This window comes from Streptomyces sp. SD15 (assembly GCF_054462255.1).
In genome coordinates this window covers 34,416-47,351 of record NZ_JBTLMO010000057.1, presented here as the reverse complement: position 1 = coordinate 47,351, position 12,936 = coordinate 34,416, and the positions used below count along the sequence as shown (strand labels likewise).

Below are 12,936 nucleotides of genomic sequence, written 5' to 3'. Positions count from 1 at the left end.
ATCCCGTTCCTGGGGGCTCCGCCCCCAGACCCCCGTTCGGCCTGAACGGCCTCGTCCTCAAACGCCGGACGGGCTGGAAGTGGTCAGGGGCGCGGGGAACTGCGCGCCCAGCCCCCACCCTCCCGCAGCAAAAGAACCACCTGCCGGGGGTCCGGGGGCGGAGCCCCCGGGGGATGGGACGGGTAGGGGCGGCGGGGGCGAAAACCGGCTCGGCGGGCCCACTCCGACCCCCGGTAGACTTGGTGCACCACACCCCTCGCTCACCGCCGGAAGGCAAACCGTGCCAGAAGTGTCCCCCGCCGCCCCCGACACCGTCCTGGTCGTCGACTTCGGTGCGCAGTACGCCCAGCTCATCGCCCGCCGCGTCCGCGAGGCCCGGGTCTACAGCGAGATCGTGCCGAGCACCATGCCGGTCCAGGAGATGCTCGCCAAGAACCCGGCGGCGATCATCCTCTCCGGCGGCCCCTCGTCGGTGTACGCGGAAGGCGCCCCCCGCCTCGACCGCGAGATCTTCGAGTCCGGTGTCCCCGTCTTCGGTATGTGCTACGGCTTCCAGCTGATGGCGACGACCCTCGGCGGCACCGTCGACAACACGGGCGCCCGCGAGTACGGCCGTACGCCGCTGCACGTGTCGCAGTCAGGGTCTCGTTCCACCCTCTTCGAGGGCACCCCGGACGAGCAGTCGGTGTGGATGTCGCACGGCGACGCGTGCAGCGCCGCCCCCGAGGGCTTCACGGTCACGGCGTCCACGGACGTCGTCCCGGTCGCGGCCTTCGAGAACGACGAGAAGAAGCTGTACGGGGTCCAGCACCACCCCGAGGTCATGCACTCCACGTACGGCCAGCAGGTGCTCGAGCACTTCCTGTACCGGGGCGCGGGCCTCACCCCCTCCTGGACCACCGGCAACGTCATCGACGAGCAGGTGGCGCTCATCCGCGAGCAGGTCGGCAGCAAGAGGGCCATCTGCGGCCTCTCCGGCGGCGTGGACTCCGCCGTCGCCGCCGCCCTCGTCGCCAAGGCCATCGGCTCCCAGCTGACCTGCGTGTATGTCGACCACGGCCTGATGCGCAAGGGCGAGAGCGAGCAGGTCGAGAAGGACTTCGTGGCCGCCACCGGCGTGCAGCTGAAGGTCGTCGACGCGGAGGAGCGGTTCCTCGCCGCGCTCGCCGGGGTCTCCGACCCCGAGGAGAAGCGGAAGATCATCGGCCGGGAGTTCATCCGGGTCTTCGAGCAGGCGCAGGCGGAGATCATCGCCGAGGCCGCGGAGGGCGAGGACGTCGCCTTCCTGGTGCAGGGCACGCTCTACCCGGACGTGGTCGAGTCCGGTGGCGGCACCGGCACCGCCAACATCAAGTCCCACCACAATGTGGGCGGTCTCCCCGAGGACCTCGAGTTCGAGCTCGTCGAGCCGCTGCGCAAGCTGTTCAAGGACGAGGTGCGGATGGTCGGGCAGGAGCTCGGTCTTCCGGACGAGATCGTCCAGCGCCAGCCGTTCCCCGGCCCCGGCCTCGGTATCCGTATCGTCGGCGAGGTCACGAAGGAGCGGCTCGACCTGCTTCGCGACGCCGACGCGATCGCCCGCGAGGAGCTCACGGCCGCCGGCCTCGACCGCGACATCTGGCAGTGCCCGGTGGTCCTGCTCGCCGACGTCCGCAGCGTGGGCGTCCAGGGCGACGGCCGTACGTACGGCCACCCGATCGTCCTGCGTCCGGTCTCCTCCGAGGACGCGATGACGGCCGACTGGTCGCGTCTCCCGTACGACGTCCTCGCCAAGATCTCGACCCGGATCACCAACGAGGTCGCGGACGTCAACCGAGTCGTCCTCGACGTGACGTCGAAGCCCCCGGGCACCATCGAGTGGGAGTAGTCCCGCGGCTCATGTCCGCCTGAGAGTGCGCACCGGCTCTCCGGGCTTCCAGATCTCGACGACCAGATAGGTGTCGTCCTCGATGTAGGTCCGTACGACCTCCGTCAGCTCGGTGCGGAAGAGGTGGAACGGCTGCGGCGGTTCCACCTCTTCCACGTACAGGGCCTTCGCCCCGGGCTCGTCGACCTCGACCGCCCGCCCGCTGATCCGGACGTCACCCCCGGCCATCCCGGTCCCCGGCCCAGGGTTCGCCTGGAGCGCGAAGCGCGGGTCGCGGCGCAGGTCGAGCGCCTTGAGCGAGTCCGGCATCATGCCGAGCCAGAGCTCGCCGTGCACAAAGCGCACCTCGAGGCCGCTGGTGCGGGGCGAACCGTCCGCGCGGAGGGTCGCCAGGACGTGGTGCGTGAAAGCGCCGAAGCGGTTTTCGGCCAGCTGGGCGAGGTCGGGTTCGGCGGCCGTGAAGGCTGCCCAGTTCGTATGACTCGTATGGCTGGTCTGGCTCGTCTGGCTGATCCGGCTCATACGGTGAGTCTCGCGCCGATACCTGACATCTTCTGTCTGGTATCGGCGAGGCCTTTTCGCCGGACGCGGCCGTACGACATCCCGCTCCACACCCTGCGTAACGGTTGCGCACTCTCTTCACGGAACGGCTCTGTTCTCCTGCACCGGCCGGAGGTACCTTCCGCTCCGTCACCGCCGAACAAGCCAGCGCTGGAGGACCTATGCAAGGGCCCACGCCGCCCCTGCCCCTGCCCACCGACCAGCTGCAGTTCGCCATGCCGCCGATGCACGAGTCGCCGGACGACGAGCGGCGGCACCGCAAGGAGCGGCTCGCCGGGGCGTTGCGGATCTTCGGGCGGCTCGGATTCGAGGACGGGGTCTCCGGCCACATCACCGCGCGTGACCCGGAGTACAGCGACTGCTTCTGGGTGAACCCCTTCGGGATGCCGTTCAAGCACGTGACCGTGAGCGACCTGGTCATGGCCAACCAGGACGGGCAGGTGATCGAGGGCCGCTACCACGTGAACCAGGCGGCGTTCACCGTGCACGCGCAGGTGCACGCCGCCCGCCCCGATGTCGTCGCCGTCGCCCACTGCCACTCCGTGCACGGCCGCGCCCTCTCCGCCCTCGGCGCCCTCCTCGATCCGATCAGCCAGGAGAGCTGCGCCTTCTACGAGGATCTCGCGCTGTACGACTCGTACACCGGTGTCGCCGTGGACGCCGAGGAGGGCCGCCGGATCGCCTCCGCGCTCGGCACCCGCAAGGCGCTCGTCCTGCGCAACCACGGGCTGCTGACCGTCGGCGACTCGGTGGACGCGGCGGCTTGGTGGTTCCTGTCGCTGGAACGCTCCAGCCAGGTCCAGCTCCTTGCCCAGGCCGCGGGCCGCCCGATCCTGATCGACCACAAGCAGGCGACCGCGACGCGCGAACAGCTCGGCGGCGACCTGGTGGCGTGGATCAACTACCAGCCGCTGTGGCAGGACATCAGCAGGAGCGAGCCGGACCTGCTGAGCTGAACGTCCCGGAAGCCCTCCAGACAGGCCCTGGCTCAGAAGCCCCGCAGGACCGCCGCTTTCGTCGCCGCGAACTCCTCGTCCGTGAGCACGCCGTCGCGATGCAACTCGCCCAGCTCCCGCAGACGCCGCAGGAGTACGTCGTGGTGGTCGGCCTGGGGCGGAACCGCGGAGGCGAGTTGCGGGGGCTGGTCGACGTGTTCGCCCGCCCGCGCGGACGGATGCGGCAGACGGGCCGTCACAGCGGCGGCGACGAGCGCCGTCAGCAGGTCGCGGCGGGCGCTGCCCCACAGGTCCAGGGCGAACGGGTCCTTTTCGGGGGGCAGTTTCGAGAACACGGCCTCGCGCGTCACGAAGCGCAGAAACCCGTCCTCGTAACCGGAGTTGGGCAGCCACTCCACCTGCACCAGGTCCCCGACGGCGATGATCCGCGGGCCCGTCGCCCGCTTGACCCGGTCGGAGGTGTCCGCCCAGTCGATCCGCACCTGTGTGCCGTCGAAGGAGACCGTGCCGTCGCTGGAACGGACGGACACGGGCACCGGCGGGCCCGCGAGGAGGTAGGCCTTGGACGGCTCCTTGGGGATCTGATCGAGGAGCAGGGCATGCCGGATCTCCTCGGCCACGTACTCGGCGACCCCGGAACGGTCGATGTCGACCATCAACCGGTACGGATCTGCCGCGTCCGGAAGCCGGCCGCCGGTCGCCTGGAGCAGCGGATCGGCGCCCTCGCGGAGCCTGAGGCGCAGCCGGCCGCGCTTGCGTTCGGGTTCATAGACGATGCCGGAAACCGCCTCCAGGGGAACGGTGATCTCTCCGTACGTCTGCCGGAACAACGGAACGGAGCGGTGGAGTCCCGGCGTGATCCTGACCGTGCTGCCGTCGAAGGCCCAGGTCCCGTCGCGCTGGATGATCTCGGCCATGGACAAATTCTCGCAGCCCGGTCAACACGGAGTCCGCCGCTTCACCCGCGCTGACCAGACCTGCCGGATGCGAGCGCTGTTACGTACGGCACAATGCGCTGTCATCGCAAGGCAGTTGTACGGCGGTCAGGCGTACGGAACTCGTACCGAGCAAGGCCTGGCCGCACGAGAGTTCTTGGCGCGGAAGGCGGCAGTGGGCGTGGCGGTGCAGGAGGCTAGACACGGCGCGGAGCGCGGTGGGGGGTCCGGAGGCGGGCTCGGCGCCGGGCAGGGCGCGCACGGGGGCGGCTGCACCTGCGGGGACTGTCCGCACGGGGCGCGCGAGGGGCACCGGCGGGCGGTCGCCGCGTTCCTCGCCAAGCGCGACGAGTTGGCGTCCGGGCAGGGGCTGCCCGCAGCCGTCGCCCACTCGGCGTCCGCGTCCCGGCAGTGGGTTTCGGACGAACTCACGCAGTCCGCGGACCTCGTCGCCGAGCGCGGGCGCGTCGACGGTGAGGCGTGGCTGGGGCGGCTGTGGCGGCGTACGGCGTTCGCGGTCTGGGGAGCTGTCGGCGTACTGCTTCTCGTACAGGCACTCACCGCGATCGGCGCGGGATGGACGGCCGCGCGGACGGCGGGCCTGCTCGCCGCCGTGCTCGTGGGCGGCCTGCTGACCGGCGCGGGCTACCTGCACCGGGCCCGCGGCGGCGCCCTCGCCCCCGTCATCGGCGAGGACAACCGTCTCTCCACCTCGCGTGTGATGGCCGCGGGGTGGGTGTTGTTCGTGGTGTACGCGGTGCTCGTCCTGGTGGGCCAACTGGCGGCGGCCTCCGCCCATGGGAAGCGCGACGACCTGATCGCCGGTCTCGAACTCGCCCGGGGCGCCGGTGCGGTGACCGTCGTCGCCGTGGTCTGCGGGATCGCGGTACTGGTGCGGCGGGTGGTAGGCCTGCGGGTCCACGGACAACGTCTGCAGAAGGTCCCCGCCGACCGGCCGCGCGCCGCCGACCTCCTGACCGACGACTCCGGCCGGGGCAGCTTCGCCGACATCCAGTACGTCGTCATCGGCGCCGTCGCCCTGGTCTTCGCGGCGGTACGACTGGCCCGACGGCCGGAGCAGCTGCCGGATCTGCCCTGGGGGCTGGCGCTGCTCGTGCTGGTGTCCGCGGGTACCTACCTCGCCGGGAAGTACGCCGAGGGCGGGCGTCCCGTGATCCTCTCCGTCGTCCGCTCCCGCGAGGCGGGCGACCTCGACGCGCCGATCCGCACCGGCGACGACATCGAGATCCGCGGGGCCGGATTCGTGCCCCCGGGAGCCCAGACCGCCGACCGACTCTCACGGATGGTCGTACGGATCGGCGCGGTCCATGTCCATGTGCCGTTGGTGCCGGTGCCGGGCGGCTTCAGCAATCCCACGGACGCGGTGCTCACCGTGCCGGTGCCGGTGGATGTGGAGCCGGGGCGGGTGGAGGTGCAGGTGGTGACGGCGGCCGGGGTGGAGACGAACCGGTGCGTGATCGATGTGACGGACTGAGGGGGCTCCGCCCCCGCTGCCCCCGTTCCTGGGGGCTGCCGCCCCCAGACCCCCGCTTCGGCCTGAACGGCCTCGTCCTCAAACGCCGGACGGGCTAAAAAGATTGCCCCCGGCGCTGTTGGCGTCAGCCTTTTGGGCGAGCGGGGGTTTGGGGGCGGGCGGGGGCGAAAACCCACCCCGGTCAGCCCCACACCGATGGGCCGGAGTAGGGCCGTAACTCGGCCGAAGTCAGGAAAACCGCCCCCAAGTATTGAGCGGGGACCGGCTGTCGTACGTATGGTCTCTTGAGGGGTCAACGGCACGCGGGCGAGAGGCGGCGGAGAGCGATGACTCACGGTATGCGGACGGATACCCCTACCCCCTACCTCGACGGCGGCGGTGGACGGGACTGGCGAGACACCGCCACCCGCTACGCTCTGCTGCCCCTGCGCGTGTTCCTGGGTGTCACCTTCATCTACGCCGGCCTCGACAAACTCACCGACAGCGCCTTCATGTCCGACTCCGGCTCCGGTTCGGTCGGCGACATGATGCGCACGGTGCGCGACTCCTCGGCGATCCCGGCCCTGGTCGACCTCTCGCTGAAGAACCCCGTCGGCTTCGGTTACGCCATCGCCCTGGGCGAGCTGGCCGTCGGCATCGGCACCCTGATCGGCCTACTGGCCCGCCTCGCCGCGTTCGGCGGTGCGCTCATCTCCCTCAGCCTGTGGCTGACCGTGAGCTGGGCCGCCGACCCGTACTACTACGGCAACGACCTCGTCTACCTCATGGCCTGGCTGCCCCTGGTCCTCGCGGGCGCGTCCGTCTTCTCCCTGGACGCGGCCCTGCGCACGAGGCGCAGGCAACGGGCCGGTGACTACGGTTACTAGTAGTCCTGGGCAGGGCGCAGGGCGCAGAGGGCCGCTCCTATGCCGGCCCCGGCTTCCGTCGCCTCGAGCGGTGTCTGCGTATGCCCTGGGTCAGGAGCGCCACCGCCCACGCCAGACAGAGCCCACCCGTGACGACGGGGATCACCGCGAACCACGGGGTTTCCCACAGGCCGCCCGCGTCACCCGCGTAGATGACGCCCGCCAGGGTGAGGAAGAAACCCGCGACCAGTTTTCCCGGCTGGAACTCATGACGTAGCACGGGTCACCTCCGCCTGGCCCAGGCCGACGTGCAGGTCGAGGTCCAGCGTGCCGCCGTTCTTGTCGGCGGTCGGGGGTGACAGCGTCACTTGCTTGCTCTTGCCCGGCTCCACGTCCACGTCCTTCTCGTCGTCGCCCGGCAACTGGATGTCTCCTACGCCCACGTCCACGTTCAGCTTCACGGTGGCGTCCTTCGGGACCACGACCTTGAGTTGGCCCACGCCCACTTCGGCGCTTGTCGTCACTGTCTGGCCCTTGGTGAGGTTCAGGTGGGTGAGGTCGAGGGTGCCGACGCCCGTGCCGAGGTCGTACGTCTTCTGTACGTCGGCGGTGGCGGTGGGAGCCCATTCCGTGCGTATCCAGTGCGTGCTGATGTCCTTGGGCAGAGCCGTGGAGCCGGCCAGCAGGCCCGCCGTGATCACGGCCAGGAAGATCGAGCCCGCTCCCGTACGCCCCAGGAACGCGCTGAGCGCGATGCCCACGCCGAACACGATCAGCGCGCAGGACAGACCGGTCTGCAGGCTGGTGCCGAGCGCGTGGTCCTCCCACGTCAGGCTGGTGCCGAGGCCGCACGCGAGGAGCGCGAGCAGGAACACCCAGCCGCCTGTCCAACGCGGGCCGCGCGGCTGTGGTTCCCGGGTCGCGCGCTCCGGGCGGGTCGTGCCGCGGGCGATGTTGACCGCCGCCGCGACATCGCGGTCCCGGGTGTCCTGCGGCCCCCACAGATAGCCGGTGCCTCCTACATGCGAGCCGTCCTTGACGATCGGGTCGCGCCACCAGGAGGGGTAGGAGGTGGGGACGGGTGGGGCCTGCGCCTCGGGCGGGGCGTCAGCGACGGCCTGGGCGGCGAGGGGGTCGGGGTCGGGGGCGCCGCGCTGCTGCGACCAGAACCCGGCGCCCGCCAGGAGCAGGGAGAGGACCACGGCGAAGGTCAGCACCCCGCCGTTGTTGAGCATGGAGAGGAACACTCCGCAGCCGACCAGCGCGAAGAGGACGGCGGCCAGCGCATGTCCGTCCACGCGGCCGGTGAGGAGCCTGCGGACCTCGTTCTCCTCCTCGTCGTCGTACGACACGAACAGCCATACGAAGCCGTAGAAGATGAGGCCGATGCCGCCGGTCGCGGCGAGCACCGCGAGGACGATCCGGAAGATCACCGGGTCCATGTCGCAGTGCCGCCCCAGCCCGGCACACACCCCGCCCAGCATCTTCTGCCGCCGGTCGCGCCGGAACTTGCGCGGCACCTCGGGCGCGGCCGGGTCCGAGGGCTCGGCCGCGCCCTCGTGCGCGCGCGACTCCTCACCGCCGGCGCGGGTGGCGCCGGTGGCGGTTCCCGGGGCGGGCGGGACGGCTTTCCCCGGCCCGGCGCCCGATGGTGGGGGGCCGGGGCCGCGGTCCGGCTCCGCTGCCGCGTGCTGCTGATCCGTCATGTGTCCATGGTGACGGGCGAGGAGCCGCGACGGCAGTCGGGATGACCCTGGCCGAACCCTGATATCGGCCCTGACGGAGGCGGCGGGATCCGTTCGGTCACCGGTTTCTCGAAGATCAGGGGAGTCTCGGGGGTCGACCCTGATGCTCCGGCCCTCCCGCCATGTGAACATCGATGGCATGCCGGAAGCCGCAGCAGTGTCCCTCGACGACCCGCGGCCCCCGCGCAAGCTCTACCGCAGCAGCGACGGGCGCTGGCTCGGGGGAGTGGCGCGAGGGCTCGCCGGGCATCTCGGGCTGCCCGTCATCTGGGTGCGGCTGGTGTTCGTCGGCCTGTTCATGGCGGACGGGCTGGGGGCGCTGCTGTATGCCGCGTTCTGGTTCTTCGTGCCGCTCGGGGTCGGCGGCGTCGGCTCCGGGCGTACCTCGGCCTTCACCACCGAGACCGCCCCGGACGGCCGCCGCCGACTCGTGGCCCGCAAGCCGGACAAGGGCCAGATAGTCGCCCTGCTCCTCATGGTCGTCGTGGCCATGGTCTTCGTCGGCAATGTGAACCTCGGCGGCGGAGCCACGGCGTATCTCTGGCCGACGGTGCTCGTCGGCGCGGGCGTCGCCCTGGTCTGGCGCCAGGCGGACAACGCGCGGCGGGCCCGCTGGGTCGAGGTCGGCCGTCGCCGGCGCACCCTGACGCTGCTGCGGTCCGCGGCCGGTGTCCTGCTCGTCACCGCGGGCGTCTCCGGCATCTTCGTGCTCCAGGGCTCCGCCGCCCACCTCGGCTCCGTCCTGCAGGCCGCGCTCGCCGTCCTGGTCGGGATAGCGCTCCTCGCCGGTCCCTATCTCGTGCGCATGACCCAGGACCTCTCCGAGGAGCGCCTGATGCGCATCCGCGCCCAGGAGCGGGCCGAAGTCGCCGCCCACGTCCACGACTCGGTGCTGCACACCCTGACCCTGATCCAGCGCAACGCGGAGAACGCGAACGAGGTGCGACGGCTCGCCCGCGCCCAGGAGCGCGACCTGCGGACCTGGCTCTACAAGCCGGAGGGCACCGGCAAGGACGAGGCCGACGAGCCCACGACCCTCGCCGAGGCGGTGCGGCGCAACGCGGCGGAGGTCGAGGACAAGCACGGCGTTCCCATCGAAGTGGTCGTCGTCGGTGACTGCCCGCTCGACGAGGGCCTGACCGCACAGATGCAGGCCGCGCGCGAAGCGATGGTGAACGCGGCCAAGTACGGTGGCGAAGGCGGCGCCGTACAGGTCTACGCCGAAGTCGAGGGCAGTACGGTCTTCGTGTCCGTCCGTGACCGAGGCCCAGGCTTCGACCTCGACGCGATACCCGCCGACCGCATGGGCGTCAGAGAATCGATCATCGGCCGCATGGAGCGCAACGGCGGCACGGCGCGGCTGCGCGCGGTGCCGGGCGGCGGCACGGAGGTCGAGCTGGAAATGGAGAGGGCGGAGAAGACGTCATGAGCGACGCGAACGGACCGACCGAGGCCAAGGGAGCTGCCGAGCCCGGCAGTTCGGCCACCACGGACGAAGCCCCGCTGTCCGGCGAGTCCGCGGCCGCCCCTGAGCCGGCCGCTGCCGGATCGGCCGCCGCCGGGTCGGGCAGCGGTGCGGGCGGGCGACGGGCCCGGGTCGTGCTCGTCGACGACCACCGCATGTTCCGTACGGGGGTACAGGCCGAGATCGGAGAGACCGACCGGACCGGAGTCGAGGTGGTCGGTGAGGCCGCGGACGTGGACCAGGCGGTCACGGTCATCACGGCCACCCGGCCCGAGGTCGTCCTGCTCGACGTCCACCTGCCGGGCGGCGGTGGCGTCGAAGTACTGCGCCGCTGCGCCCCGTTGATGGCCGACGCCGAGCAGCCCGTCCGCTTTCTCGCGCTGTCCGTCTCGGACGCCGCGGAGGACGTCATCGGCGTGATCCGTGGCGGCGCCCGGGGGTACGTCACCAAGACGATCACCGGCACGGACCTGGTCGACTCCATCTTCCGCGTCCAGGACGGCGACGCGGTCTTCTCGCCCCGCCTGGCCGGATTCGTCCTGGACGCGTTCGCCTCGACCGACGCCCCGCCCGTCGACGAGGACCTCGACCGCCTCACCCAGCGCGAGCGCGAGGTTCTGCGTCTCATCGCCCGCGGTTATGCGTACAAGGAGATCGCCAAGCAGCTGTTCATCTCGGTGAAGACGGTCGAGTCCCACGTCTCGGCGGTCCTGCGCAAGCTCCAGCTCTCCAACCGGCACGAGCTGACGCGGTGGGCGACCGCGCGTCGACTGGTGTGACCTACGCGGTCCCGGCTGTGTGGAGTCGGAGTGGCTGCGCGCGTACCCGGAGGGCCGGCGCCGGTTCCCTACTGGTGTTTGTCTACGGGCGCCGGCCCCAGCATTCGTAGCGCCCACCGGTAGTGGCGTACGGCCTTCACGATCCCGATGAGGCCGGTCAGCCACAGAATCAGGCCGATCCCCATGCCGAGCACGACATCGCTGTACAGGCTCCGGCCGTGCTCCGCCTGCGCGGCCGCGGCGAAGGAGGACCAGGCGCCGATCGCGCAGACGCCGAGCGAGGAGAGCAGCCAGAAGAGACTGAGGCCGGGGGAGCGGAGCCGGGAGTCGGTCGCGGGGTGACGGTCCAACGCGGACCAGACGTCGAGCAGTTCGTGTATGTGGCGATCGTGGCGGACGGAGAGGGTGACGGCGACGACGGACGGGGCGAGCGCGGCCAGGCCCAGCAGGGCGAAGAGCGGACCCAGGATGAATCCGGTGGGGTCGTGCTGCTCGAACTGTTGCAGCGGCAGCACCAGCAGGGCCCAGCCGACGATCGCCGCGAGCGCCAGCAGCCAGAGCAGCAGCACCCGGTGCACCCCGAGACTCCGTCTCCGCAGCTCCTCCAGCGCCCGTCCCCGGTCGGCCAGCAGCGCCGCCCGGTCCGGCCAGGTCCTGATGTGCGCGGGCGGCGGGGGCGGCGGCAACAGGGAGGAGGGCATCAGAACCTCTCGAACGGCCGGACGGGACGGCCGACGCTACCGCGATCCGCCCGCCTGCCCCATCACGCCCTGTCGGTTTCGGCCGCGCGCCCTCATGCCCTCACGCCACCCGAGTGGCCCCCGCGAACGGCATCTCGTCGACCGGCGCCACTCGTACGGGCGCCGACGGATTCGGGGCGTGGATCATCATGCCGTCACCGACGTAGATCCCCACATGGCTGATGCCCGAGTAGAAGAACACCAGGTCACCGGGGAGGAGTTCGGAACGTGAGACCCGGGGGCCGGCGTTGATCTGGGCGTACGTCGTGCGCGGCAGCGAGATGCCCGCGGCGCGGTACGCGGCCTGGGACAGCCCCGAGCAGTCGAAGGCGTCGGGTCCGGTGGCGCCCCAGACGTAGGGGCTGCCGAGCTTCCCGTAGGCGTACGAGACGGCCGCCGCCGCACGGGAGGTGGGGGCCGCTGCGGAGCCGGACGGCATGGGGCCCAGGTCCCGTGCGGCGGAGCGCGAGGCGTGCTGCCCCGCGTACCCGGCCGCTCCGGTGCCTCCAAGCCGCGTGCGCTGCTCGTCGGTGAGTTGCGACAGCAGCCGCCGCGCCGCGTCCAGCTTCCCGGTGATGGTCTGCTTGGTCCGCTTCAGTTCCGCCTGGCGCGACTTGAGCGAGGTCAGCTCGACATGTGCGGCCCCGCGCAGCTGTTCGATCTCCCGCAGCTGCTTGCGTACGCGGCCCACCGCCTGCGACTGCCGGCTTCCGGCCCGCTCGGCGTACGCGGCCCCTTCGAGGTACTGGTCGGGGTCGTCGGAGAGCGCGAGTTGCAGCGCGGGGTCGAGGCCCCCGCTGCGATACTGCGCCGTGGCGATCGCACCCAGCGATTCCCGCGCCGAGTTGAGCCGGTCCGCCTTGCGCGCCGCCTCGTCCTGCAGCGACCTCAGCCGCCGCCCCGCCGTGTCGGCCTTCTCCTTGGCGCCGTTGTACTTCTCGGTGGCTATCTCCGCCTCCTCGTACAACTTGTCGACCTTGGCCTTCACCTGCGCCGGGGACAGTTGCGGCTCCGCGTGCCCCGTCCCCTCGAAGCCGGTCGCCGTCGCCGCTCCCGCGAGGGCGATGGTCACGGCCGTGCGGGCCGTGTTCCCGCCGAGCGAACTCTGTCTGGGCTTGCGGTGCGCTGCCACTAGGGCCCACATCCTTCCCGGGGGCTTCCGTACGACCGCCGAGGCGAGACGACCGCCAGGACGAGCGCGGTCAGCCCTTACGCGTCCGGCGGCGGCCTACACAGGGGGAGCGGGCCGCCGCCGGACCTTCTCGGCGGTGGTGTCCGGCTGCCGCCCCTGGCCCGGGCGGCGGTGGGGAGCCGGTCACCTGGTGGAGGACGCTAAACCTGAGAGTGATGCCTTGGTAACACCATGTACGGAACTGGCGTGACTGGATCGCCGGCTGACCGCATCAGGCCGTGATCCCGGCCCGGCGCGGGCGACTTCGCACAGCGTGATGACCGATGGGGTGGTTCCGGGACGACCGTGGGTTCCCGGGTGCTAGGGGTCTACATGGGGTGGGCCGGTGACAAGGAGGATGGGTAGCGCCGATTAGG

General features: G+C 71.3%; 12 protein-coding genes. 6 read left to right on the top strand and 6 right to left on the bottom strand.

All coding sequences use genetic code 11. The features are described from left to right. Positions 1–280 precede the first annotated feature (280 nt). Positions 281–1,867 carry a glutamine-hydrolyzing GMP synthase gene (guaA, locus tag ACX28W_RS36845; protein ID WP_459004369.1) on the top strand — a complete coding sequence of 529 codons (1,587 nt, stop codon included), beginning with the start codon at positions 281–283 and terminating at the stop codon, positions 1,865–1,867. Between the two features lie 9 nt (positions 1,868–1,876). Here the strand turns inward: guaA and ACX28W_RS36840 are convergent, their stop codons facing one another. Next, positions 1,877–2,389: a pyridoxamine 5'-phosphate oxidase family protein gene (locus ACX28W_RS36840; protein ID WP_459004368.1), complete on the bottom strand. Its 513-nt coding sequence runs from the start codon at positions 2,387–2,389 to the stop codon at positions 1,877–1,879. A 200-nt stretch (positions 2,390–2,589) separates the two neighbouring features. Here ACX28W_RS36840 and ACX28W_RS36835 point away from each other — a divergent pair, with 200 nt between their 5' ends. After that, the gene (locus tag ACX28W_RS36835) at positions 2,590–3,384 is read left to right on the top strand and encodes a class II aldolase/adducin family protein (protein ID WP_459004367.1); all 795 of its coding nucleotides are present in this window, start codon (positions 2,590–2,592) and stop codon (positions 3,382–3,384) included. Between the two features lie 32 nt (positions 3,385–3,416). Here ACX28W_RS36835 and ACX28W_RS36830 read toward each other — a convergent pair whose 3' ends face one another. Continuing rightward, positions 3,417–4,301 carry a DUF4429 domain-containing protein gene (locus ACX28W_RS36830; protein WP_459004366.1) on the bottom strand — a complete coding sequence of 295 codons (885 nt, stop codon included), beginning with the start codon at positions 4,299–4,301 and terminating at the stop codon, positions 3,417–3,419. Between the two features lie 199 nt (positions 4,302–4,500). On the opposite strand from ACX28W_RS36830, the gene ACX28W_RS36825 reads away from it, so the two are divergent. Beyond that, positions 4,501–5,814, top strand: a complete 1,314-nt coding sequence (locus tag ACX28W_RS36825; protein WP_459004365.1) for a hypothetical protein — start codon at positions 4,501–4,503, stop codon at positions 5,812–5,814. 326 nt (positions 5,815–6,140) lie between these two features. Next, positions 6,141–6,680 (top strand): DoxX family protein, encoded by a 540-nt coding sequence (locus ACX28W_RS36820; protein ID WP_459004364.1) that lies wholly within the window; start codon positions 6,141–6,143, stop codon positions 6,678–6,680. A 37-nt stretch (positions 6,681–6,717) separates the two neighbouring features. On the opposite strand, the gene ACX28W_RS36815 is transcribed toward ACX28W_RS36820, so the two are convergent. Beyond that, on the bottom strand, positions 6,718–6,939 hold the full coding sequence (locus tag ACX28W_RS36815) for a hypothetical protein (RefSeq protein ID WP_459004363.1): 222 nt from the start codon (positions 6,937–6,939) through the stop codon (positions 6,718–6,720). Then, positions 6,926–8,365, bottom strand: a complete 1,440-nt coding sequence (locus ACX28W_RS36810) for a PspC domain-containing protein (protein ID WP_459004362.1) — start codon at positions 8,363–8,365, stop codon at positions 6,926–6,928. The genes ACX28W_RS36815 and ACX28W_RS36810 overlap by 14 nt, the downstream gene beginning before the upstream one ends. A 178-nt stretch (positions 8,366–8,543) precedes the next feature. Between ACX28W_RS36810 and ACX28W_RS36805 the strand changes: the two genes are divergently transcribed. Both ACX28W_RS36805 and ACX28W_RS36800 read left to right on the top strand, forming a co-directional pair. After that, the gene (locus ACX28W_RS36805; protein ID WP_459004361.1) at positions 8,544–9,833 is read left to right on the top strand and encodes an ATP-binding protein; all 1,290 of its coding nucleotides are present in this window, start codon (positions 8,544–8,546) and stop codon (positions 9,831–9,833) included. Next, positions 9,830–10,648, top strand: a complete 819-nt coding sequence (locus ACX28W_RS36800; protein WP_459004360.1) for a LuxR C-terminal-related transcriptional regulator — start codon at positions 9,830–9,832, stop codon at positions 10,646–10,648. Before ACX28W_RS36805 ends, ACX28W_RS36800 begins: the two co-directional genes overlap by 4 nt. A 68-nt stretch (positions 10,649–10,716) precedes the next feature. Here the strand turns inward: ACX28W_RS36800 and ACX28W_RS36795 are convergent, their stop codons facing one another. Continuing rightward, positions 10,717–11,349: a hypothetical protein gene (locus ACX28W_RS36795; protein WP_459004359.1), complete on the bottom strand. Its 633-nt coding sequence runs from the start codon at positions 11,347–11,349 to the stop codon at positions 10,717–10,719. 100 nt (positions 11,350–11,449) lie between these two features. Then, the gene (locus tag ACX28W_RS36790) at positions 11,450–12,520 is read right to left on the bottom strand and encodes a C40 family peptidase (RefSeq protein WP_459004358.1); all 1,071 of its coding nucleotides are present in this window, start codon (positions 12,518–12,520) and stop codon (positions 11,450–11,452) included. Positions 12,521–12,936: the final 416 nt, after the last annotated feature.

Bases quoted from the DNA above. Each gene is read 5' to 3' on its own strand.
- ACX28W_RS36820 (WP_459004364.1), top strand. From the start codon at position 6,141: ATGACTCACGGTATGCGGACGGATACCCCTACCCCCTACCTCGACGGC.
- ACX28W_RS36810 (WP_459004362.1), bottom strand. From the start codon at position 8,365: ATGACGGATCAGCAGCACGCGGCAGCGGAGCCGGACCGCGGCCCCGGC.
- ACX28W_RS36840 (WP_459004368.1), bottom strand. From the start codon at position 2,389: ATGAGCCGGATCAGCCAGACGAGCCAGACCAGCCATACGAGTCATACG.
- ACX28W_RS36800 (WP_459004360.1), top strand. From the start codon at position 9,830: ATGAGCGACGCGAACGGACCGACCGAGGCCAAGGGAGCTGCCGAGCCC.
- ACX28W_RS36795 (WP_459004359.1), bottom strand. From the start codon at position 11,349: ATGCCCTCCTCCCTGTTGCCGCCGCCCCCGCCGCCCGCGCACATCAGG.
- ACX28W_RS36835 (WP_459004367.1), top strand. From the start codon at position 2,590: ATGCAAGGGCCCACGCCGCCCCTGCCCCTGCCCACCGACCAGCTGCAG.
- ACX28W_RS36830 (WP_459004366.1), bottom strand. From the start codon at position 4,301: ATGGCCGAGATCATCCAGCGCGACGGGACCTGGGCCTTCGACGGCAGC.
- ACX28W_RS36805 (WP_459004361.1), top strand. From the start codon at position 8,544: ATGCCGGAAGCCGCAGCAGTGTCCCTCGACGACCCGCGGCCCCCGCGC.